Below are 24280 nucleotides of genomic sequence, written 5' to 3'. Positions count from 1 at the left end.
GCAACATTTCAGTAATTTCAATGTCTGAATAAAAAAATACCTTTTATGAAATGGAATAAAAAAATTGGATTTACAATTCTAACGCTTGTATTAGTAGTGGCATTAAACAGTGATATATCAGCACAGCGTCGTCATTACGACCGTGGTGGTTACCGTAACAATTATTATGCTTACAATTACAGGCCATCACGCCCTTATGTTTCAGTAAATATCGGAAGGCCTTATAACTATAATTACCGCCCTTACGCCTATGCCAGGCCGGTTTACAGGGCACCTTATTCGTATGTGCATTTTGGCCCCTCATTCGGGGTACATATAAATGTGCTGCCATTTGGCTATTATCCTTTTTATGTAGGCGGCAATCCTTATTATTATAATGATGGGGTGTATTACCGTCCTTACAGTGGTGGCGGTTACGAAGTAACAGCTCCGCCATTGGGCGCTACTGTTAAACATTTGCCTTCCGGAACTAAAGTAACAGTTATTGATGGCGTAAAATATTACGAACTGGGCGGTACTTTTTACCAGGAAGAAATTACCGACAAAAATAAATTGCGTTATATAGTAGTAGGTACCGATGGTGTTTTAAATACAGGTACAGGTGAAGACACCAACACCGATGGCGCTCCTGCACCAAACAGCAATACCGTAACACCAAACAAAAGTGCTGTTACACCACAAAATAATACTCCTGCCGAACAACTTCCGGAAGTGGGAACAAGATTTGATAAATTACCCGAAGGTTCTAAAACAGTAGTACTTAAAAAAGAAAAATATTACGTATCGCCGGCCGGCGTTTATTACCAGGAAGTCATCGATGGCAATAACATCCGTTACGAGGTAACAGGCAATTCTGAAACTGAAAAATAGCGTCAAAAGCCGTTTTTAAGCTGAAAAATCAGAAAAGTTATTAAGATTTTCAATCACATAAATCAGGTAAACAAGTGGAGCTTAACGGCTCCATTTGCTTTAAAGACAGCACACCCTAAGCTTAAGCCGGCTCTGTAAAAGCCTGTAAGCAAGTGGATTTGAGCTGGTGCCAGGCTTTCTACGAGCGACTGATAAAGTAAAAATTAATCAAATGTGAATGGCTGCAAACTGACTGAATACTGAGGCTATACTGTGGAAAATCAGCCTGTTCAATACGGTCAGGTTTTGGTAAATGCGCTATTTTCTGTAGCTTGTACCCCGAAGCCAACTACTTCATTCATTATTTCTAACTATAAATTCTACAAAAATGAGTAACATGATTACAGCCTACTGCATGAAAACCAAAGAAAAGAACGTTCCTATGCAGGATGCAGTTATTACAAAAACTTCACGTGGCGGTTATATGGCGCAGGGCCACGACGGTAAAGGCAACAAAATGACCACCATGCTGGGCGAAGCAGCTGCATTAAAAGCAGTAGCAGATGGCGTAGCTAAAAAAGGTTGGGACTAATAAAATTTTTTTAAAAAATTGCTAAGGCTATCCTATTTTTGGATAGCCTTATTTATTTCGCTTGCTATAATACAAACAATTAAATTTATTTTTATAGCATGAGAAATCTGCCACTCAAAAGATGTTTATCTTTTATAATAGTTACGCTTTTAGCATCGCCTCTTTTTGCGCAATACACGGTTAATGGCTTTGCAGCACAAATTACTTGTAACGAGTATAGGCTTACTCAAAATTTTGGCCAGCAAAACGGTTCTGTCTGGAATAATATAAAGATAAACCTCACTCAATCTTTCGATTTTAATTTTAATGTTATACTTAGTACTCCCGGAGTACCGAATGATGGCGGTGCAGATGGGATCGCATTTGTAATGCAACCAATAAGTACTATTGTGGGTTCAAGTGGCGGAGGTTTAGGTTATGAAGGCATCAGTCCTGCTGTTGGTGTTACAATCGACACTTACCAAAACGCAGGTGACCCTACCTACGATCATATTGCAATACAACTAAACGGAGATATAGGTCATAGTTCCGCAAATAATATTGCCGGACCGGTTACAGCTTTAAGTGGTAATGATAACATTGAGGACGGGATATGGCATTCACTACGTATTGTATGGGATGCACCTACAAAAACGTTGACTGCATATATGGATGGGGTTTTAAGAGTTACGGTAGTAAAAGATTTTGTAACAGATGTATTTGGTGGTAACCCATTAGTATATTGGGGCTTTACCGGCAGTACAGGAGGATTAAGTAATTACCAGGGATTTAAAACTGCGTTAAGCCCTGCTTATACTTTCAGTACATCACAAAAAAGATGTATAAACGAACCCATCACTTTTAATAACACTACTGTTTCATTTTCAACCATAGCAAAATTTTATTGGGATTTTGGAGATGGCAGTCCTTTGGATTCTGTTAACTACAGCCCCACACATACCTATGCAACCGGAGGTACTTTTACAGTTAAACAAAGAGTGGTAGGAGCCGATGGCTGCGAAGCCACTAATACGCAGGATATTTTTATTGGCAGTAAACCAATAGCAGCTTTTACTAATAATGGGAATTGCATTTTTTATCCGTCGAATTTTCCTTTAGTTTTTTCGGATGCATCAACTACACAATTTGGAACGGTGCAGTATTACTATTGGGATATGGGGAATGGACAAACTTCTGTGGGGGCTACTGCTCAGCCTACTTATCCAACCCCCGGCGATAAACTTATCAAACATGTTGTTACCAGTGTAGAAGGATGTGAATCAGATACACTATTCAAAACTGTACACATGTATGGAGAACCGTTAGCGAATTTTACTTTCACTGATTCAGTTTGTTTGGGCCAGCCTACTTTGTTCTTTGGTAATCTAACACCTGCTGTTGGAGATACAGCTACACTTAACTGGAGTTGGAATTATAATGGTAATGTACAAGACTTAAATGTTTTAAATCCTGCACACACATTTACTGTACCCGGTATCCAGAGTGTTCTGCTGGTAGCCAGGCCAGCCTACGTTTTTGGCTCCGGCGCCTGCCTGGGAATTGCAACAAAAGCTGTTTTTGTGGTTAATAAACCTACGGCTTATTTTAAATTCAACACTATCTGCCAGGGCACTATAACTACATTTACCGATTCTTCTTATACATCTGATGGTACACCTGTAAATCAATGGTGGTGGGGTTTAGGCAATAGTGGTACATCAATACTCCAAAACTCTTCCGGCATTTATCCTATTCCTGGTAATGATACTATTAAACTGGTGGTGCATAATAGCAAAGGCTGTGCATCTGATACTTTAAAACAACCGGTTGTGATTAATAACAAGCCTATTGCTAATTTCGGTTACAGCACACCGGTATGTAATGGATTGCCGGTATCTTTTTCTGATTCATCTAAAACAACAACAGGTGCAATCAGCAAATGGTCGTGGGTGTATGCAGGAACTGAATTCAGTACACAGCAAAATACTACCCATATTTTTACACCAGGATTGCAAACCGTAAAACTGGTAGCAACAAATAGTCTGGGCTGCGTAAGCGATACTGCTTTTAAAACCTTTTTGGTAAACCCTAGTCCCAGTGTTAGTATTAATTTTAAAGATGCCTGCAAAAATGCACTGGTTGATTTTACAGCTGTTGATAATTCAGCTACAGTTACGCAATGGAAGTGGGTATTTGGTGATGGCGGCACGGCACTTACCCAAAATGCACAACATGCTTATAGTGCCAATGGTACTTATAAAGTGAAATTATATGCTACAGCAGCCAATGGCTGTTATTCTGATTCACTTACAAAAGATATTGTTATTTACAGTACCAACGTATTTGCCGGTAATGATACTATTGCAGCAGCCGGACAGCCGGTACAGCTAAACGCAACAGGTGGATTAAGTTATAGCTGGACGCCGGCAACACCACTTAACAATCCTAATATTGCTAACCCTGTTGCTATACTAAATGCCACGCAAACATTTACTGTAAGGGCATTTACTCCCGAAGGCTGCGAAAGCTTTGATGATGTAACCGTAAATATTTATAAAGGCCCGGATATTTATCTGCCTACAGCATTTACACCCAATGGTGATGGCAGGAATGATTTGTTCAGGGGTATTCCTGTAGGCATAAAACAATTTAATTACTTAAGGGTGTTCAACCGCTGGGGGCAATTGATATTTGCCACTTCAGATTATAACAGGGGATGGGATGGCAGCTGGCAAGGTCAGCAACAACCTGCCGGCGTATATGTGATAACTGCCAATGGTATTGATTTCAGGGGAAATGAAATTGATAAAAGACAAACGGTGATGCTGATCAGGTAGTCATTTTATTCTTCAACAAAATCTAAATCTTTACCATAGGTTTCTTTGGTAAAATATAATGCTGATACAGCAATGAGCATAACGCCAATACCAATAAACCCGGCAGCTTTTAAATAATGCTCGCCCTTATCACCTCTTGTTAATGTAAAGATCAAAAGCAGCAGCGGCGTAAAACCTCTTACAAAATTTGTAATGGAAGTGGCTGCAGATGCCCGTAAGTTGGTGCCAAACTGCTCGGCACTGCTGATAATATATAGCACAGAAATGCCCGAGCCAAACCCAAGGCCTGAACATATAAAATAAAACCAGGCAGCAGAACTGTTTTGCTGGGTAAAAAACAGGATCATAAAAACAATAAAGACCGAATAAAAAATATACAATGCTTTTTTCCGGCTTTTTAATTGGTGGCTTATTAACCCTGCTGCAACATCGCCAAAACCCAGGCCGATATACTGGAACAGAATGGCATTACCGGGTGTAATACCGGTGATTCCCATTCGTTTTGCAAATTCATCGGCAAAAAATATCAGTATGCCAATGCAATACCAAACAGGCATGCCTATTAGTATTCCTTTTGCATAGCGGTAAAACCGGCTTTTGTTATTAAAGAATTGTAAATAATTACCTCGTTGCACTGTTGATTTTTCTAAAGAAGAAAACATGGTGCTTTCTGCAACGGATACCCGTAAAGCCAGTAATACCAGGCCAATACCTCCGCCAATAAAATACAAGGTCCGCCAATCAGTGATTACTTTTGAAAGCAATGCCGCAGTAATACCACCCAGCACTCCACAGGTAGCAATAATGGTGCCTGCAAGGCCACGTTTTTCTTTAGGTAAGATTTCTGAAGTTAAAGTAATGCCAGCACCTAGTTCGCCTGCCAAACCCACGCCTGCAATAAAACGGATGACCATATACCAGTTAATATCATGCACAAAACCATTGGCAATATTGGCAATGGAATATAAAAGTATGGAACCGAATAAAACTTTTAACCTGCCGAATTTATCGCCGATAATGCCCCAGATAATGCCACCCACCACCATGCCAATTAACTGAATACTGATGGTTAATTCTCCTTTTGATAATACTTCTGCAGAGGAAAGGCCTGTACCTAATTCAGCAAAACTGCTTTTACGCACCACGCCAAATAATAGGAGGTCAAAAATGTCAACAAAAAATCCGAGGGCAGCAACAATTACAGGAAGCGACAGAAGGCCGTATTGTTTTTTAGTCATGTAAACAGGTTATAGCAAGGAAAAAAGTAGTTGATAACAAATGTAAGGAGAAAAATATTCTGTATACAATTAAGATTTTACGCAGGAATACTCTCCATCATCCGCTTCAAAAACAAATGCAGGCTGTTCATTGTTTTTACATCTTCCACTACCAGGATGCCATTTTTACCTACCTGTTTTAGTTTGGCTTTATTGGTACCTTTTTGTAAAAATTGTAAAATGCCGTTAAAGGTGGTGCTGGTAAAATACGGACTATCAGGGTTGCTTACAAAGAAGCATTTTAATGTTTCATTTTTCAGGAACATTTTTTCAAAGCCTAATTCAATAGCTAATTTTCTGCAGCGCACAGTTGTAAATAAATCTTCTACCTGGGGTGGTATGGGGCCAAAGCGATCTGTCATTTCTTTATGAAAATCCTGCAGGTCTTTTTCATTTTCACAATTATCCAATCTGGAATAAAGCGAAAGCCTTTCAGTAATACTTTCTACATAACTATCAGGGATAAGAATTTCCAGGTCGGTATCAATACTGCAATCACTTACAAAATCATCCTGCTGCTGAATTTCTTCCTTGTATAATTCTTTAAACTCTGTGCGTTTTAATTCACGTATCGCTTCATCTAAAATTTTCTGGTACATTTCAAAACCGATCTCTGCAATAAAACCACTTTGTTCACCACCTAACATGTTGCCTGCACCACGAATGTCTAAATCTCTCATAGCAATTTGAAAACCACTACCCAAATCACTGTATTGTTCTAAAGTAGATAATCGTTTCCTGCTATCAGGCGGCAAGGTGCTCATGGGCGGTGCCAGTAAATAACAGAATGCCTTTTTATTACTTCTGCCAACTCTTCCTCTTAATTGATGCAGATCGCTCAACCCAAACTGGTGGGCATTATTTACAATAATGGTATTTACATTGGGAATATCCACGCCACTTTCTACAATGTTGGTACAAACCAAAACATCATACTTTTTATCCATGAAATCGAGAATGGTATCTTCCAGTTCATCACCATCCATTTGCCCGTGTGCAAAAGCAATGCTTAAGTCGGGACAAAGGCCTTGTATCAAACCTTTCATTTCTGACAGGCCATTTACACGATTGTGTATAAAGAACACCTGTCCGCCTCTTTCTGTTTCGTAATAAATGGTATCACGTATGGCATCTTCATTAAACACCATCACTTCCGTTTGTATTGGCTGTCTGTTAGGCGGTGGTGTGTTAATAATACTCAGGTCTCTTGCCCCCATTAAACTGAATTGCAAAGTTCTTGGGATAGGAGTAGCCGTTAGCGTAAGCGAATCTACCGTTGCTCGTAGTTGTTTTAATTTTTCTTTTGCGGCCACACCAAATTTCTGTTCCTCATCAATGATCATCACACCAAGGTCTTTAAACTTTACATCCTTGCCCAGCAATGCATGTGTGCCGATGATGATATCTACTTTCCCTTCGGCTAACCTGGCGAGGGTTTCTTTTTTTTCTTTAGAAGATTTAAAACGATTGATAAAATCCACAGTAACCGGAAAATCTTTTAACCTTTCTCCAAAAGTTTTATAATGCTGGTAAGCTAAAATAGTTGTAGGTACTAAAACAGCTGCCTGCTTGCCATCGCAGCAAGCTTTAAAAGCGGCACGAATAGCAATTTCTGTTTTACCAAAACCTACATCACCGCAAACCAGCCTGTCCATCGGTGATGGTTTTTCCATATCACGTTTTACATCTTCTGTTGCCTTGCCCTGGTCGGGGGTATCTTCATAAATAAAGCTGGCTTCCAGTTCGGTTTGCATATAATTATCAGGGCTGAATGCAAAACCTTCCTGGCTTTTTCTTTGAGCGTATAATTTTATCAGGTCGGTGGCAATGTCTTTTACCTGCTTCTTTGTTTTGTCTTTTAATTTTACCCAGACATCACTTCCTAATTTATTCATTTTAGGAACACTGCCTTCTTTACCACTATACTTTCCGATCTTATGCAGTGAAGAAATGTTTACATACAACAGATCACCATCTTTATATTGAATGCGAACAGCTTCCTGCAATCTTCCATTGGCTTCAATTTTTTGTAAGCCGCTATACACACCTACACCATGATCGATATGTGTTACATAATCTCCCGGTTGTAATTCCCTCAGCGTTTTTAAAGTAAGTGCTTTGTTTTTGCTGAACGCCTGTTTTACTTTGTATTTATGGTAACGCTGAAAGATCTGGTGATCGGTATAGCAAATACATTTCAGGTCATCATCAATAAACCCTTCGTGTATAGAAGTTGGAACAGGAATAACATTGATCTCTGCTTTCAGATCAGTAAAGATCACATGCAGCCTTTCTAATTGTTTGGGATTTTCTGCAAACAAATAGATATTGTATTTCTTAGCTTCGTATTCTTTTAAATTTCTTATTAAAATTTCAAATTGCCTGTTGAATGCCGGCTGTTCTTTTATTGAATATTGAACATTGATTATTGAGTGTTGAGTATTATTTTGAAAATGAGCTTTACTTCCGAACTCAATGATATGCCTCGATTGAATTTGTTCTTCAACCAATTTTGCAGTAACAATATCATTAGGCGTAAAATCTTTTCTGCTTAAGGTATCTTCGCTTTCATCAATCTTCGGACGGTTACCAAATTCGCTGGTCCATATTTCAAAATCCTCTTCCTGCTGTTCAATTTTTTCTTTGATGAAATTCCAGTCCTCACTCCACACCACGGCATTCTCCGGCAAGAATTCTAAAAAAGAAATTTTTTCACCGGTTTCATTTTGCAAAATATCTACATTGGGAATAATATTGACCTGCAGTAATTTTCTTTCACTCAATTGTGTTTCCGGATCAAAAATCCTGATGCTGTCTACTTCGTTGCCAAACAATTCTATGCGGTAAGGTTTTTCGTTACCAAAAGAATAGATATCCAAAATACCACCACGTACCGCAAATTGCCCCGGTTCATACACAAAATCAGTTCTTTCAAAACCATAATCAACAAACTTTCCTAAAATGCCATTTACATCCAATGTATCGCCCTGCTTTATCGAAATAATATTTTCGGAAAGTGTTTTGGATAACACCACTTTTTCAAACAATGCTTCCGGGTAAGTGATGATGATATTCTTGTTGGTGCCGGCCGCCAGCCTTGTTAAAGCTTCTGTCCGCAACATTACATGGCTGGGGTTTAGCAGGCTGTAATTCTTTTTATTTTTAAAAGAAGAAGGAAAATAAAACAGGTTTAAAGCACCAGTAAGATTTTCTAAAGTATTATGAAAATAGGCCGCTTCTTCGGCATCCCTTAACACGATCAGGTGGTTGAGCTGGCTTGCCGAAGGGTGATTAAAAACAGCTGCAATAATAAATTGAGAAGCACTGCCATGCAGCCCTGATAAGTGCAAGCGCTGCGGTTTAGACAAAGTGATGCCATCCACTATTTTAAAACAGCGGGGGTCATTAGCGTATTCTTTCAGCAACACTTCCAGGTTCATCAGGGCGCAAATATACGATAAGTAGAAAAAAAGGGCAATCAAATAAAGAATTATACGTTATCAAAGGCACAAAAGCCTTGCACTGACTGTCTTATACCAGTATTTGTGTATATTTTTGATACCAACAGACAAGGAGATCCAAACACATGAATAATTACCGATTCTTACTACCGCTATTTGCAAGCCTTTGCTTTTCAGCTTTTTCGCATGCACAAACTGCTACAGTGCCGGTGCATTTTGCCAAAGGCGATTTTATTACCGGTAATAATGTTACCAGCAAAAATTTTGCTCAAAGCAATCTGCAAAGTTCTTTATTTGGTGGCCAATATTTTTCATTGATCCAGTTTGCGGCATTACCTTCTTTGGAAACGAGGCAACAATTAAAAAATGCTGGTGTTGAATTGGGCGAATACATTCCCGGCAATGCTTACCTGGCCGCCATACCTTCAAATTTTGATTTTACTTCAGCTGCTAATTACAAAATAGTATCCATTAATACTTTGCCGGCAATGTATAAAATTGATGCGGCTGCATTGAATATTAAAAATAGTGTTGCTAAAAACGATACTAAACTTATAGCGGTAACCTGTAATGCTGCTGTAAATAAAATTACTGCTGGGGATGAAATTAAAAAGACAGGCGCACTCATTGTGCCTACAAAATTTGACCGGCCAGATATTATTTTTATCAAAGCAACATCTGCAGATATTATCAATACTATTGCTGCACTGCCTTTTGTAAACTACATCGGTGTACAACAAATGAATGCTACGCCAGTTAATTATAATGATATTGCTTTGCATGGCATCAGCAGCGTGCAATCTTACCTTGGAAGAAACCTGAGAGGAAAAAATGTAACTATCGGTGTAGGGGATAATGCAGATATTTCTACGCACATGGATTTTACCGGAAGATTGATCAACCGTGTGTTCAGTGTGCCATCAGGCCATGGTACACATACATCTGGCACAGCAGCGGGGGCTGGTATTATCAACCCGATGTACCAGGGCATGGCGCCTAAGTCAACTATCATCAGCCAATGGTTTACGGATGTAATCACTAATACCCCGGTATATGTTACCGATAATAACATGATTGCGACCAACAATTCTTATACCACAGCGGATAATGCCTGCCCCGGCGAAGGCGTGTATGATGTTACCAGTAATTACATAGATGCCCAGATGAAAAGTTATGATGAAGTGCTGCATATTTTTGCAGCAGGTAATGATGGCATTTACACTTGTAGCCCTTATCCGGCTGCATTTGGTACCGTAAAATCAGGATGGCAATGTGCTAAAAATGTATTGACGGTAGGAAATATTGACGGAGCTACGTATACTGTTTTTTCAACCAGCAGCCGTGGCCCGGTGCAGGATGGAAGAGTGAAGCCGGAAATTGTAACCAGCGGTACCAGTATCACATCAACACAATTGAATAATGCCTATGGCACCAGCTCCGGTACCAGTATGGCTACACCAGTTGTTACAGGTGCCAGTGCATTATTAAATGAAAGGTATCATCAATTGCATGGCAGCAACCCTAAAGCGGCGTTGATAAAAGCATTGATGTGTAATACTGCAGAAGACCTTGGAAACAGCGGCCCTGATTATACTTATGGTTTTGGTTTGCTGAATGTAAGAAGAGCGGTGGAAGCAATGGAAGCCAACCGGTATATCATCAGCAGTACACCTAATACTTCCTTCCCGGTTACTATTCCTGCGGGAGTACGCCGTGTAAAAATAATGTTGTATTGGGCAGATGCACCAGCAGCTGTTGGCGCAGCAGCTGCATTGGTAAATGACCTTGACCTTACAGTAACGGATAACCCGGTAACTGTTACACACCTTCCCTTAGTATTAAATGCAACACCAGCTAACGTTAATGTTGTTGCAGCGGAAGGCGCTGACCACAAAAATAATATTGAACAGGTGGTGATTGATAATCCTGCACCTGGCAATTACCTGATGAACGTAAATGCATTTGCTTTACCGCAAGGGCCGCAGGAATATGTACTCACTTATCAGTTTGATATGAATGGTATTACTGTAGAATATCCTTTTGGCGGAGAAACACTGGTGCCATCGCAGGCTGAAAAAATACGGTGGTCGGCTTACGGAGACGAGAGCAATACTTTTACCGTGGAATATTCCACCAATAATGGAGTGGCATGGACTACAGTAAATAATAATGTTGCAGCTACGGCACGTTCAATAAACTGGACGGTGCCTATTGCGGTTACCAATGATTACCTGGTAAGAGTTAAACGTAACAGCAGCGTATACACTGATCAGAGTGATTATAATTTTTCTGTAATTGGCCAGCCCGTTGTTACTGCTACTATACCCTGCGAAGGATTTGTACAGCTCAATTGGGGCGCTATTACAGGTAATACGGGTTATGATGTAATGCAATTGAAAGGAGATAGTATGGAAGTGATTGCAACTACTTCGGGTACTTCTTATTTAGTACAAGGGCTTAATGCCAATACCACCTATTGGTTTGGAGTAAGGGCAAACAATGGCACTGTTCATGGAAGACGTTCGGTATCGGTGAGTGCATTACCAGCAACAGGAGTTTGTACGTTATCAAATTTTGATAACGATTTTAAGGCCGCTTCTATTGATGCACCCGTAACCGGAAGACAATTTACTTCTTCTGCATTGGGTGCTGCTGAAATTATAAAACTTACAATAAAAAATTTAGACAATATAGCGTCAGCAGGAACTTATGATCTGAGTTACCAGGTGAACGGCGGTGCAGTAATTACCGAAACCGTTTCGGCAATTGTTCCTTCACTTGGTACATATACGCATAGCTTTGCTGCAACTTTCGATTTTTCCCTAACCGGAATATATACTATTAAGGCATGGGTGAAAAGGCCGGGAGATACGCAGGTGCTGGATGATACCATTAGTGTAACAATAAAAAGCTTAGCAAATGCTCCGGTAACACTTCCTGTAACAGATGGATTTGAAACAACTACCAATAAAGAGTACACGAATACAAAGATTGGGCTGGATGGCGATGACAGGCTGGATTTTAAAACCAACAGTGCAAGGGGAAGAGGCAGAACATTCGTAAATACAGGCTTTGCATTAAATGGAAGCAGGGCAATCACACTGGATCAGTTTCCTAATGGCGTATTAAGTACGGATAGTTTGCTGATGACGTATAATGCAGCCACTTATAATAGTGGTAATCAATTACGCTTAGAGTTCAATTATAAAAATCACGGGCAGGATAATAATCCTGACAATAAAGTATGGATAAGAGGAAGCGATACCAGCCCATGGATATATGCGTATAACCTGGTAAGCAACCAGGCTGCACTAGGGCAATGGAAAAATGGTATCATTAATGTAAATGATGTATTAGATACGGTATTACCTGCTCAACCCATAACGTCCAGTTTTCAGATTAAATTCGGGCAGCAGGGTAATACTTCTGCTAATGTGCCCAATCCTTTAGTTGACCAGGATGACGGTTATACTTTTGACGATGTAAAATTTTTAGAAGCATTCGATGATGTGGCAGTGCAGGCTGTTGTATCTCCTGTGTTAAGTGGATGCAATGCTACAGGTGTTCAGCCGGTTTCTGTAACAATAAAAAATTATAGCGGCACAACCTTTAATAATGTACCGGTAAGTTATCGTATTAACGGTGGCGCTATAGTGGCCGATATTATTCCTGTGATAGCACCTAATACTTCTACCGCATTTACTTTTGCTGTTCCGGCAAACCTTACGGTTAATACTGATTATAGTTTTAATTTTTGGGTAACTGCTGCAACCGATACTTATCGTGGTAATGATAGCATTCTTAATTATTCATTTCACACCAGTGCAGTAATGCAGGTAACTTCTGCACAGCCTTATCTTGAAGGTTTTGAAATTAACGATGGCGGGTGGTACACCAAAGGAAATAATACCAGCTGGCAATGGGGTACACCTGCTAAAACGATTATTAATAAAGCGCCAAATGGCGTTAAAGCATGGGTTACCAATTTAACCGGTAATTATAATGATAATGAATTTTCTTACCTGTATTCGCCCTGCTTTGATCTGAGTGCACTAACACATCCGGTTTTATCATTCAGCCATATATTTAATGTGGAAACAGATTATGACTTTACCTGGGTGGAATATTCTGCTGACGGAGGTGTGACCTGGAACAAACTTGGTATTTCAGGAACGGGTACCAACTGGTATGATATGGCTGCTCCGCCACGCTGGCGTTTATCACAAAATAAATGGCATGTAGCCAGTACCGATATACCCGTTAATTCTTCCAATGTACGTTTCAGGTTTGTAATGGCAAGCGATGGCGGACTGGATATGGAAGGTGTGGGTATAGATGACATCCATATTTTTGAAAAGGCAAATATTTATACGGGTGCAAATATCACTGCAGGCATCACACAGCCGGTTTCAGGCAATAACTGGATACATTTTGAATCAGGGGGTAAACGCATCGCCTCTGTAAATCCTAATGGAAATAATCTCGGATCAACAAGTGCCTATGTATATTTTAATCCTGCTGTTCCTGTACGGTTTAGTAGTAATAAACAATATTACCTGGACAGGAATATTGTACTTAAAGTTTCGGCACAGCCCACCGGGCCAGACGTTGGGGTACGTTTTTATTTTACCGATGCAGAAGCTAAAGCGCTGATGAATGCAACAGGTTGTGCCCTGTGCACCACTATCAGTGATCCATATGTATCGGGTGTTACACAATACAGCGAAACCGGTAACACCAACGAAGACGGAGACCTGGCTAATGATGTGAACGGGTTCTTCCAGTTTAAATTGCCAGCCAATGTTGATATCATACCTTATGATACAGGCTACTACGCTGAGTTTTATGTGAACAGTTTTAGTGAGTTCTGGATAAATAATGGTGGTTTAGGTGCTAACCAGCCTTTACCAGTCAGCCTTCTTTCTTTTGAAGCCAGTAAACAAAACGGAAGTGTATACCTGCAATGGGTAACCGAAAATGAAGTAAATCTTGCTTCATTTATAATTGAAAGAAGTAGTAATGGAGGCAGTTTTTCTGCAATCGGAACAGTTACCGCAAATAATACCAATGGAACAAGCCATTATAATTTCACTGATGCACATCCGCTTGAAGGAAACAATTATTACCGTTTAAGAGTGATAGACAGGAATAATGTTTTTAGTTATTCACCCATAAGAAAAGTGAATTTTAAAACTGATGGGGGCGATATTGTTATCTATCCAAACCCGGTAACTAACTCAATACTTACTATAACTTCCTCAGTTAATTGCAGCAGGGCAGAATTATTTGATGCCGCAGGAAAACAGGTGCGTCAATTTGTATTGAATGGCCGCAATAATGTTTTAGGTTTAACCGGAGTTGCCAAAGGCATATACCAATTAAAAATTGTGACAGAAAAAGCTGTATACACCAATAAGATAATTGTACAGTAATTACGTAATTACTTCCCGGAATACACAATTTTACAAGCTACAATAATGGCTTGTTTATGCCTGCAATTTCTTCTTTTTGCTACAAAAATGTAAACTTGCATTATTCAGTTTATTTGTATCTTCCAAAAAAATTAACTCATGGCACTTGAACCGTGGCGTATTGCCAAAGTAATAAAAATTGAAAATGAAACATTCAATACAAGGCGTTATTGGATGCAGGTACCGGAACTGGATAAAGTGGATTTTAAACCCGGACAATTTGTAACACTTGATCTGCCAATACATGAAAAGAAAAATAAGCGCTGGCGTAGTTATTCTATTGCCAGCTGGCCCGATGGTACCAACGTGTTTGAACTGGTGATTGTATTGCTGGAAGATGGCGCAGGCACTTCTTATTTATTTAATGAAGTTAAAGAAGGCGATGAAATTTCTTTTCGTGGACCGGTAGGTGTTTTTACTCTACCTGATGTTTTAGATACGGATTACTATTTAATTTGTACAGGAACGGGCATTGCACCATTCAGAAGTATGTTACATAGTATTGCTATCAACAATATACCACATCAAAACGTGTATTTAATTTTCGGTACCCGAAAAAAAGAAAATTTATTGTACTACGAAGAATTAAAAAATCTGACTGCTGCCCATCCGGGCATTCATTATATTCCTGTATTATCGAGGGAAGAGTGGGACGGCGCAACAGGTTATGTACACCAGGTATACAAAGATCTGATATTGGCAAAAAAACAAGGTGCAGAATTACCGGCGGCGCATTTTTATTTATGTGGCTGGAAGAATATGATTGACGAGGCAAAAAAAACAATTACTGAATTGGGCTATGATAGAAAAATGATTCACCAGGAACTGTACGGATAAATTTAAAATTATGCGATACCTGCTATTGGTTTGTTTTGCAATTGCAGTACAATATGGTTTTGCACAAGATGCTGAACCGTATATTAAAAAAACATTTGTAATTATACAATCAACCAAAAACTATGCTGCTGCAAAAGCAACCGCAGAAAAGGCAACGAAAGAATTAAAACAAAAATTGGATTTCCGTGGTTTAAAGCCCCATAAAGAAACAGGATTAACTTTTTCAAACGCTATTTGTAAAAATGATGGCGGCTATCCCTGTTACATAGCAAGAGGCCGTTACGATGACGGCGATTATATAAGCATAGAATGGAGTGATGCTTTTGATAAATTTGCAAAAGGGTATTATGTGGTGGTGATATATAGTGGCAATAAAACAGCTGCAGAGATAACTTTGCAAAAAGCAAGAAAGACATTTAAAGACGCTTACGCTAAAGATGCAGCAATTTATGTAGGCTGTATGCACTAAAATACATTTTATAAACTGAAAAATTAATTGCTAATGGAAGTGAAAAATTTATTTGATACCAGTGTTAAACAGGATATCATCACCAGGATAAATAAATTAACACCGCAGAGCCAGGCGCAATGGGGCAAGATGAATGTGGCGCAAATGCTGGCGCACTGCCAGATGCCTTTGGGTGTGGCTACAGGAAAACATACTTTAAAGAGAAATTTTTTTCTGAGCCTTATTGGTCCTTTATTTAAAAAGCAATTGTTTAATGAGCAGCCGTTCAAACGTAACCTGCCTACAGATAAATCTTTCATTATTGCTGACCCGCAAACATTTGAAAAAGAAAAACAAAACCTTATTGATATGGTGAATAGTTTTTCAGCAACTTCTATGTCTGGTGAACCTCACCCTTTTTTTGGTAAACTCACCAAAGAAGAATGGAGCAAGGGTACGTGGAAACATTTAGACCATCACCTGCAACAGTTTGGTGTATAATTCCGTCTTTTATACAATTAATTAATTTGTACAATGAAAAACATACTCTTTTTAATTTTACTGGTTTTAATGGCACCATTTGCAGTACAGGCGCAGGAGTTTCCTGATTTTGGAAATGTAAGTGCAGAAGAATTGCAACTGAAAGAATGCGCATTTGATAAAGATGCCAATGCGGTGGTATTGCTGGATGAGGCCATTTCTGATCATGATGACGAACGTCACCTGCTTACGTACCATCATGTACGGATAAAAATTTTAAAAGAAAAAGGTTTTGATGAAGCCAATGTGTCACTGCACTTTTACAGGAAAGATGATTTTGAATTTATAGACAGGCTGGAAGCAGTTGTAATTAATGGAAATGACCCGGCAAACATTACAACACAAAAATTATCTAAAAAAGATTTTTATACCCGTGATTTTAATGACCGTTTGGGTGTAGTAACATTTACTTTTCCCAATATAAAAGTAGGTAGCATTATTGAGTATAAGTACCGGAGTTTTATGAAGCATTATGGCGGCTTGCAGGATTGGTATTTTCAACAGGAATTGCCAACGGTAAAAAGTAAATACACACTTACAGTGCTGCCCAACCTGGAGTTTAGTTATCGCATTAGTAAAAGGGAAGACCTTGCTGTAATTGCAAAAACGGATAAAGAAAGTGGTAAAGTGTATTTTGAGATGAATAATATCCCCGGGCTTACTGATGAGCCGTATATGGATGCCAGGAAGGATTATATACAGAAGGTAGATTTTCAATTGAGTGGTTATAATACCGGTTTTGGAAAAACAAATTATATGACTTCCTGGGATGAAGTGATCAGGGAATTACTTACCACGAAAGAGTTTGGAGTTCAATTAGGGAAAAATATTCCCGGTACGGGATCATTTACCGACGAGGTAAAAAAACTTACAGCAGAGGAAGATAAAATGAAAGCTGTTTATAAATACGTTCGTAGCAATATGAGCTGGAATAATATACACAGCAGAAATGCCTATGATGGGGTGAAAGATCCCTGGGAGAAAAAGAAAGGCACCAGCGGAGAAATAAACCTGATATTGGTGAACCTTTTAAAAGATGCAGACCTGGAAGCTTACCCGGTTCTGGTAAGCGAAAGGTCGTATGGCAAAGTAAATGCACAGGTGCCTTTTGTGGATCAGTTTAATTCAACTGTTGCCTGTGTGGTAATAAAAGGAAAAAAGTATTACCTGGATGCTACAGATACTTATACACCGGCACATATAACTCCCAATGGTATTCTTAATACCACAGCATTGATCGTACACAAAAAAAATGGCGGATTAGTTAGTATTACCAACGACTCTTTGCAGTATAGTGATTATATAAGTGCACAAATGCAACTTGATACCAGTGGTGTTCTTTCAGGAGAAGTGTATATAAAAAGTGAAGGGTATTCCCGTATAAAAAGGCTGAGTGCATTTAAAAAAGAGGGACAGGAAAAATATGTGAACTTTTTTTATCAGAAGAATGGAGTTACGGTAAAAGATTTTGAATTTTTAAACCAGGACAATGATTCGTTACCTGCGGAACAAAATTTTAAATTCAATACCAACCTTACAGGCGGAGACCAGTATTTGTACCTGCCGGTAAACATGTTTTCGGGCTTTGAAAACAATCCTTTTACCAGGGCCAGCCGTTTCAGCAATATAAATTTTGGGTATAAAAGAACCATCAGCACTTTTGCTACCGTTACCTTACCTGCCAACTATACCATAGATGCATTGCCGAAAAATATAAGGATGACCACGCCTGATAAAGATATTGTGTTTAGTAAATCAGTAACTTATGATAAAGAAAATAATTCGGTGACCTGTATGCTGATGTTTGATTTTAAAAAGAGCTTATATACCGTAGACGAATACCCTGTTTTAATGGAAGTATATAAAAAGATGTTTGACTATTTAAAGGAGCCGGTGGTACTGAAGAAAAAATAAATTGGTTTAACTTATTCTACATATAGTTTCTGGTAGATATCTGATACCACAGTACTGGTTTCATTAATATTCTGAAGGCTAAGTTGTAGCCTGTTGATGTAATCCACACAGTTTTTCCGGGAGTAAAACCCTTTTAAGGCAGATGGATCCTGGTAAGCATCAAAAGTGTTTTTGGCATCCCATTCTATAGCTTTTTTTGCCAGCACCTTATTACCCGTTTGTGCAGCCAGGAAGCCGAGCACTTTGCAGGCTAAAGGTTGATTAATGGAAAGGTCATTGAATTTACCGGCCATCAATTCCACCCATTTTTTAGCATTGCCGGTATCTTTTTTAGCCAGGTAGTACTGAATGATAGCCATATGTATTGTCACCAAGGTATTATCTCCATCAAAAGAAACAAAGCTTTGCGCTGCTTTATAATTGCTTGTAACGGTCATGTGTTTTTCAGTGATAAATTTCTCCAGGTCTTTTATTTCTCTCGTATCAGGATCGGTGCCGGGTTTTCTGGAAAAATTTATTTTGTACACAATGCCCGATGGCGAAAGATAATTGCTGAAATAATCATCAGCAGCATTGGTAGTATAAATGGGGCGTTTTAAAATATTATTATCAATGATATCCAGGATCAGAAAATCGTTGATGAACAAATAGTTCTTAAGTTCAATAGTAACCGGCTTAGCGGTTGCAATAGCCGGGGGAATAATAATTTTTTTTGAAGCATAAGCAGCAGCTGCACCGTTTTCCTGCAGGGCCGATAGCAATAGCTTTTTTGAATAAATGGATTTGATAAACTCATGCAATGATAATGGCTTAACCGTTTTTGTCTTGTCTTTTGGTTCTTCAAAATAAGCGATGTCTGATGCGACATCTTCTAAATACGATTCAGGTGTTGAAAAACTAACCAACCCTTTTTTTCTTAGCAATACCGGGTAAACAGGCAAGCCTAATAAACTGTTGTTGATGACAACGATATCTTTTCTGTAATTTAATTTTTCCTGCACATACCATAATTGGTAGGTATCATTATCACCATAGGTAAACAGGATAGCATTTTTGTCGCAGGAGTTTAAATAGTTTTTTGCCTGCTTGATGTAACGTTCATCAAGAGAAATTTTATCCATGTATCGTTTAGCTTCTTCATCACGGCCACACATGAATAACTGGTTGTAGTAATTCATGTATTCATTAAATAATTTCAGGTTGCCGTTCCCTATTAAAGTTTGATAACTTGGATTTAATGCATTTAGTTTTTCAAACTGCTCAATACCATGATTGATATTTAATTTTACTTTTTCCACTCTTGCATCAGAAGGAAACTGTGTTCTTTTCAATGGCGTTTGCAATGAATCATCTGACTCGTAAGAGCCACCCTGGCTCCATAAGTAAGTATAAGCCATATTATCATAAGCCCTGCCCAGGCCATCTAACATTGTATCAGAAAGATTGCCGGCATTACCAAAATCGCTGATCATATCACGCTGCCAGTTTTTGTAACCGTAATAACGGATATGATCGTAGTTATACCAGCCATCCTGCAGATAAGGTTCCAGTTTGGTTTCAAACTCAAGACTGTCAGAGGTTGTGGAATAAGTATTCGTTAAATCACGGTACATTCCATCTGCAAGGCTCCAGAATATTTTTTCACTAAGCAGTGCCTCTTTTTTTATCCTGTTTATTTGTTGCACATACCAGCCATCTTTTTTTTTGGCAAAACTGGTAAAATTGTCATAACTCTCCTCAGTAGTATATTTTGTAAAAAAAGTTTTTAAAACATCGTAGTAAGTGGGTATTTTATGCTGGGCAACAACAACAATGCTTAGCAGACTTACAACAATACTCAATACAATTTTTTTCATAAAAAGGCTTTAGCTGAAAATTAAGGTAAGACTAAATTATTATTCTTCACTGAAAAGGTGGGTTATTGTTTTGAAATTAAAATACAAATGAAAAACCTTTACCTTTTGTTCCGCTTTTTTGGGATTGTTCAAATTTATCAATTTCCTGCTGCAGGTACCTGGCATACTGTGTGTACATAAAATTTTGAAAGAGCGTAATATTTTCTTCCTTTCTTGTTTGTTGCAATGCTTCAAAGTAAGCGGCTTTGTCTTCTTTAAAAACAATGCTCAATGGCAAATCAAAAAACAACTGGAGGTAATTCATCAGCAGGCGGCTGGTTCTGCCATTGCCATCATAAAAGGGGTGAATAGTTACCAGATCAAAATGAGCATCAAAGCAAACATTCAGTTTTTCTATTACTGAATTGGAGGTACTTATTTTTTCATTAATACCGGTGCAAAGCTTTTTTACCAGCGGTTCAACTTTTTCGTAGCCCACAAAATAGGTGCTGCCTGCACTTACATTTCCTTTTCTGAAAACGCCTTTTGTAGCATTCAGCTCTCCAAATACAGTCTGGTAAATGCTGCCTGTTTGTTTCATTACAGTAGCATTTATCTGTTGTATAAATTGGGGGGTAACTGCAATTTTTTCTTTGGCTTTTTGCGTAACTAACAATAATGCATTGTAATGGTCCTGCACCATCAGGCTATGCAGCAGTGGTTTGCCCGCAGGTGTGATACCTTCATCTAATAAAAGCCTTGTTTCAATTTCGGTTAATGTGCTGCCTTCAATGGTGGTGGAGTGATGGGTAATAGCATAGCCATTAAATTTATCAAAGTCTATTATAGCAGATAAATTTAAGGATTGAAATTTTTCGATTAATGATATAATGGTTTGTTCGTTCACTTAGATGTAAATCTACAAAGATATTTGTGATTAGAATATAACTGCATTGATTATTGCCTTTATTACAGGAATAAAAAACCTGCTGTATTTTATTACAGCAGGTACAAAATATCGGGTAGTTATTATTAAATTATTTTCTCCAACACCAGTTTCTTTACTTCACTCAACGCAATTCTTTCCTGCACCATGGTATCCCTGTAGCGAATGGTAACGGTATTATCTTCTTTTGTTTGATGATCGATAGTTACACAAAACGGTGTACCAATGGCATCCATGCGGCGATAGCGTTTACCAATGGCATCTTTCTCTTCGTAAAAACACATGAAACTACCTTTGCAATCATTCATCAGGTCTCTTGCAATTTCGGGCAAGCCATCTTTTTTTATCAATGGAAGAATGGCTAGTTTGGTAGGTGCAATTTTTGCAGGAATGCGTAACACTACACGGCTATCTTCGGTACCATCTTCTTTCAGCCATTTTTCTTCGGCATAAGCTAAACTCATAATGGTTAAAAACAAACGATCTAAACCAACAGAAGTTTCTAACACATACGGCACATAATTACCATAAGCTTTGCCGGTTTCAGGATTGATATCATTATCGAAATACTGTATTTTTTTTCTGCTGTAGGTCTGATGTTGGGTCAGATCAAAATCAGTACGGCTGTGGATACCTTCCAGTTCTTTCCAGCCAAAAGGAAATTCAAATTCTATATCCAGCGCAGCATCTGCATAATGCGCTAATTTTACATGGTCATGAAAACGCAATTTCGCTGCAGGTATACCCAAACTTTCATGCCATGCTTTTCTTTCTTCTTTCCAGAAATTATACCATTCCATTTGTGAGCCGGGGCGAATGAAGAACTGCATTTCCATTTGTTCAAATTCTCTCATCCTGAAAATAAATTGCCTTGCTACAATTTCATTACGGAAAGCCTTACCGGTTTGTGCGATACCAAAAGGTATTTTCATACGGCCGGTTTTTTGCACATTTAAAAAGTTTACAAAAATACCCTGAGCAGTTTCGGGGCGTAAATACACTTTATTGTCTTCCGGGTTATCTGCTGCCACAGCACCAAATTCTGTGGAGAACATCAGGTTAAACTGGCGTACATCTGTCCAGTTGCTGGTTTTGCTAACGGCGCATTTTATTTTATTGTCTTCAATTAATTTTTTCAATCCTGCATAATCATCTTTGGATAGCAGCAAATCCATAGCAGCCAGTAGTTCTTCTGCTTCTCCCTTGCGGCCTGCAGCTTGCAGCTCATCTGCATACCCTTCAATCAGATGATCTACACGGTAACGTTTGTTACTGTCTTTATTATCAATCATCGGGTCGCTGAAATTATCTACGTGGCCACTGGCCTTCCATGTAGTAGGGTGCATAAAGATGGCCGCATCAATACCCACGATATTGTCGTGCAGCTGCGTCATACTTTTCCACCAGTAATCCCGGATATTCTTTTTTAACTGGGCACCATTCTGGCCATAATCATATACTGCTGCAAGACCATCATAAATTTCACTGCTTTGAAAAATGTAACCGTATTCCTTGCAGTGCGCAATAAGTTCCTGAAAATTGTTTGTTTCGTTTGCCATAATGCTGCAAATATAAAGATTGATTAGCGGCTCATAAAAATAAGCTGCGCTATTTTTATGAGCCGGGCTAAAACAGCAGCTATGGCCGGCATCGTTGTGTCACTCACTTGTACAGAAAATCTTTATTGAACTTTTACCAAAGCGTAAATGACATATTGGGAGCTAAAATATATAATGAATGATAAATCTACCTGGGTTGCTCTTCTCCCTTAGCGTTTATTTTTATTTTTTTTGAATTGCTCTCTACTATTGCAATACCGTTCTCAAAGTCCTGCGCTACATCATATAAAAGCGGTATTGCCAGGTTGCCACCGGTATCTATATAGCCCCATTTATCTCCTGATCTTACTTTGGCCATTCCGTTCTTAAACAAGCCACCTTCGTCATATAGATAAGGGATTATTTCTTCTCCATTTAAATTCACGTAAGAAATTCTTTCAAAAACATTTTCCGGGTCACTCTTTCTCGCCATGCTTCTGCTTACAGGCGACAATCCTTCATTAAAAATAAGCCAGGTGTTATAAATGCAAGGAATTTTAAGATTGAAATTCCGGTCTATGCATCCCCACAACCCATCGTTTTGAACACTGATTAATTCATCTGTTGAATTCCAGGCAAAAACCTGTTCATAATCAAAAGTTCTTAAGATATTTCCATTGATATCTATTGCACTCCAGGTATTGTTAAGGTATACGAATGCACACTCTCCATTATAACCCCAGGTATCATCATAAATAAATGCGGTCATTTCATTTCCGGAAGGGTTAATAAAACCGTATTTATCATTCAGCTTAACAGCCGCAAATCCATTTTTAAAATGTCCTGCATATTCGTATTGTAATGGAATAACGGTGTTATTGTGCATGTTTATGAATCCATACTTATTATTATTTTTAACGGCGGCCAATCCCTCTGCGAATGGTTTAATTTCATCATAATCTGCAGGAATAAATTCTTCTCCTTTTGAATTAACATAGCCCCATTTGCTGTTAACGGAACACCTGGCAATGCCTCCGTGTTCTACATCTTCTATACTATCATATTTAAAACGGCTAAGTTTTTTGCCACTTTCATCAATCAGTCCATACTTGTTGCCTATCCTTGCTTTTGCAACTCCATTAATATACGGAGAAGTGTGATCATATTGATCCCGGAGTTCGGTTTGTCTATCAGTTTCGTTATTTAATTCAACCAGCCATTTTTTATCAGCTTCACTAAGCCCGGGTGCTTCGTTGGTAAATTTATAACGGGATAATTTTAAACCAGGTTCTAATTCATAAATGCTGCTGCCAATAATCGATTTTATTAATTCAATCATTAAATCAAAACCGTTGGAATACGCAATGCCAAAATTATTTATTTGCTTATTTATTTTATTCCCGTTGAATTCTATTAATGAAATTTTAGTTTCAATGTTTTCAAAATAATCAACAGTATAAACCATTGATGTTTCTTCAACAGCAAACGACCCTGTTTTGTTGCCAAACGAATTTTTCCTTGCGTCAAGTTTTTCTAAAGCTTTAGGAGAAGCGCCAAAAATAAGTGTTCCCTTTTCTAAAAATAAAATATCAATATACTCAATGTTATAATTGATAGTCATGCTCTCTTCAAGATAAACTTCTTTTTCAAACATTAATCTGTTGCAAAAAAAACGGCAGGAAAAAGAATCCATTTCATTGGCTGAGAACGTGTCTGTAGTGGCTATTGCCGAAAACTTAAACCCCATTAAATAATT

At 38.5% G+C, this 24280-nt stretch carries 14 protein-coding genes; 8 read left to right on the top strand and 6 right to left on the bottom strand.

The genetic code is table 11. The features are described from left to right. The first annotated feature begins 45 nt into the window (after positions 1 to 45). The 3 genes from ACQ334_RS08405 to ACQ334_RS08395 all read left to right on the top strand — a co-directional run bounded on the left by ACQ334_RS08405 (position 46) and on the right by ACQ334_RS08395 (position 4257). Positions 46 to 870, top strand: a complete 825-nt coding sequence (locus ACQ334_RS08405) for a DUF6515 family protein (RefSeq protein ID WP_430987744.1) — start codon at positions 46 to 48, stop codon at positions 868 to 870. 376 nt (positions 871 to 1246) lie between these two features. Then, the gene (locus ACQ334_RS08400) at positions 1247 to 1441 is read left to right on the top strand and encodes a hypothetical protein (protein ID WP_430987743.1); all 195 of its coding nucleotides are present in this window, start codon (positions 1247 to 1249) and stop codon (positions 1439 to 1441) included. Positions 1442 to 1539: 98 nt separating this feature from the next. Next, on the top strand, positions 1540 to 4257 hold the full coding sequence (locus ACQ334_RS08395; protein ID WP_430987742.1) for a PKD domain-containing protein: 2718 nt from the start codon (positions 1540 to 1542) through the stop codon (positions 4255 to 4257). A gap of 5 nt (positions 4258 to 4262) precedes the next feature. On the opposite strand, the gene ACQ334_RS08390 is transcribed toward ACQ334_RS08395, so the two are convergent. Together ACQ334_RS08390 and mfd are read right to left on the bottom strand one after the other, a co-directional pair. Continuing rightward, entirely contained in the window at positions 4263 to 5495 is a 1233-nt protein-coding gene (locus ACQ334_RS08390) for an MFS transporter (RefSeq protein ID WP_430987741.1), read from the bottom strand. A 77-nt stretch (positions 5496 to 5572) separates the two neighbouring features. Next, positions 5573 to 8974 carry a transcription-repair coupling factor gene (gene mfd, locus ACQ334_RS08385; RefSeq protein WP_430988327.1) on the bottom strand — a complete coding sequence of 1134 codons (3402 nt, stop codon included), beginning with the start codon at positions 8972 to 8974 and terminating at the stop codon, positions 5573 to 5575. A gap of 146 nt (positions 8975 to 9120) precedes the next feature. On the opposite strand from mfd, the gene ACQ334_RS08380 reads away from it, so the two are divergent. From ACQ334_RS08380 to ACQ334_RS08360, 5 genes are all read left to right on the top strand, one after another. Continuing rightward, entirely contained in the window at positions 9121 to 14427 is a 5307-nt protein-coding gene (locus tag ACQ334_RS08380) for a S8 family serine peptidase (protein WP_430987740.1), read from the top strand. A 138-nt stretch (positions 14428 to 14565) separates the two neighbouring features. Then, positions 14566 to 15303 carry a ferredoxin--NADP reductase gene (locus ACQ334_RS08375; protein WP_430987739.1) on the top strand — a complete coding sequence of 246 codons (738 nt, stop codon included), beginning with the start codon at positions 14566 to 14568 and terminating at the stop codon, positions 15301 to 15303. Between the two features lie 10 nt (positions 15304 to 15313). Next, positions 15314 to 15772, top strand: a complete 459-nt coding sequence (locus ACQ334_RS08370; protein WP_430987738.1) for a hypothetical protein — start codon at positions 15314 to 15316, stop codon at positions 15770 to 15772. A 33-nt stretch (positions 15773 to 15805) separates the two neighbouring features. Further along, positions 15806 to 16252 carry a DUF1569 domain-containing protein gene (locus ACQ334_RS08365; RefSeq protein WP_430987737.1) on the top strand — a complete coding sequence of 149 codons (447 nt, stop codon included), beginning with the start codon at positions 15806 to 15808 and terminating at the stop codon, positions 16250 to 16252. Positions 16253 to 16285: 33 nt separating this feature from the next. Continuing rightward, positions 16286 to 18205, top strand: coding sequence for a DUF3857 domain-containing protein (locus ACQ334_RS08360; RefSeq protein WP_430987736.1), 1920 nt, complete (start codon positions 16286 to 16288; stop codon positions 18203 to 18205). Positions 18206 to 18216: 11 nt separating this feature from the next. Here ACQ334_RS08360 and ACQ334_RS08355 read toward each other — a convergent pair whose 3' ends face one another. The 4 genes from ACQ334_RS08355 to ACQ334_RS08340 form a co-directional block, all read right to left on the bottom strand. Further along, on the bottom strand, positions 18217 to 20061 hold the full coding sequence (locus ACQ334_RS08355) for a hypothetical protein (protein WP_430987735.1): 1845 nt from the start codon (positions 20059 to 20061) through the stop codon (positions 18217 to 18219). A gap of 76 nt (positions 20062 to 20137) precedes the next feature. Then, positions 20138 to 20947 carry a Fic family protein gene (locus tag ACQ334_RS08350; protein WP_430987734.1) on the bottom strand — a complete coding sequence of 270 codons (810 nt, stop codon included), beginning with the start codon at positions 20945 to 20947 and terminating at the stop codon, positions 20138 to 20140. Positions 20948 to 21072: 125 nt separating this feature from the next. Next, positions 21073 to 22545, bottom strand: a complete 1473-nt coding sequence (locus ACQ334_RS08345; protein WP_430987733.1) for a glycine--tRNA ligase — start codon at positions 22543 to 22545, stop codon at positions 21073 to 21075. A gap of 187 nt (positions 22546 to 22732) precedes the next feature. Then, positions 22733 to 24271 (bottom strand): WG repeat-containing protein, encoded by a 1539-nt coding sequence (locus ACQ334_RS08340; RefSeq protein WP_430987732.1) that lies wholly within the window; start codon positions 24269 to 24271, stop codon positions 22733 to 22735. Positions 24272 to 24280: the final 9 nt, after the last annotated feature.

Origin of the sequence: Ferruginibacter sp. SUN106 (genome assembly GCF_050611765.1) — a bacterium.
Taxonomy (GTDB): Bacteria; Bacteroidota; Bacteroidia; order Chitinophagales; family Chitinophagaceae; genus Ferruginibacter.
This window is presented reverse-complemented; position numbering and strand designations above follow the sequence as displayed.

What these genes read in the sequence shown, in the direction of transcription:
- ACQ334_RS08360 (WP_430987736.1), top strand. Translation starts at nt 16,286, where the DNA reads ATGAAAAACATACTCTTTTTAATTTTACTGGTTTTAATGGCACCATTT.
- mfd (WP_430988327.1), bottom strand. Translation starts at nt 8,974, where the DNA reads ATGAACCTGGAAGTGTTGCTGAAAGAATACGCTAATGACCCCCGCTGT.
- ACQ334_RS08395 (WP_430987742.1), top strand. Translation starts at nt 1,540, where the DNA reads ATGAGAAATCTGCCACTCAAAAGATGTTTATCTTTTATAATAGTTACG.
- ACQ334_RS08345 (WP_430987733.1), bottom strand. Translation starts at nt 22,545, where the DNA reads ATGGCAAACGAAACAAACAATTTTCAGGAACTTATTGCGCACTGCAAG.
- ACQ334_RS08380 (WP_430987740.1), top strand. Translation starts at nt 9,121, where the DNA reads ATGAATAATTACCGATTCTTACTACCGCTATTTGCAAGCCTTTGCTTT.
- ACQ334_RS08340 (WP_430987732.1), bottom strand. Translation starts at nt 24,271, where the DNA reads ATGGGGTTTAAGTTTTCGGCAATAGCCACTACAGACACGTTCTCAGCC.
- ACQ334_RS08400 (WP_430987743.1), top strand. Translation starts at nt 1,247, where the DNA reads ATGATTACAGCCTACTGCATGAAAACCAAAGAAAAGAACGTTCCTATG.
- ACQ334_RS08355 (WP_430987735.1), bottom strand. Translation starts at nt 20,061, where the DNA reads ATGAAAAAAATTGTATTGAGTATTGTTGTAAGTCTGCTAAGCATTGTT.
- ACQ334_RS08365 (WP_430987737.1), top strand. Translation starts at nt 15,806, where the DNA reads ATGGAAGTGAAAAATTTATTTGATACCAGTGTTAAACAGGATATCATC.
- ACQ334_RS08375 (WP_430987739.1), top strand. Translation starts at nt 14,566, where the DNA reads ATGGCACTTGAACCGTGGCGTATTGCCAAAGTAATAAAAATTGAAAAT.
- ACQ334_RS08370 (WP_430987738.1), top strand. Translation starts at nt 15,314, where the DNA reads ATGCGATACCTGCTATTGGTTTGTTTTGCAATTGCAGTACAATATGGT.
- ACQ334_RS08405 (WP_430987744.1), top strand. Translation starts at nt 46, where the DNA reads ATGAAATGGAATAAAAAAATTGGATTTACAATTCTAACGCTTGTATTA.
- ACQ334_RS08390 (WP_430987741.1), bottom strand. Translation starts at nt 5,495, where the DNA reads ATGACTAAAAAACAATACGGCCTTCTGTCGCTTCCTGTAATTGTTGCT.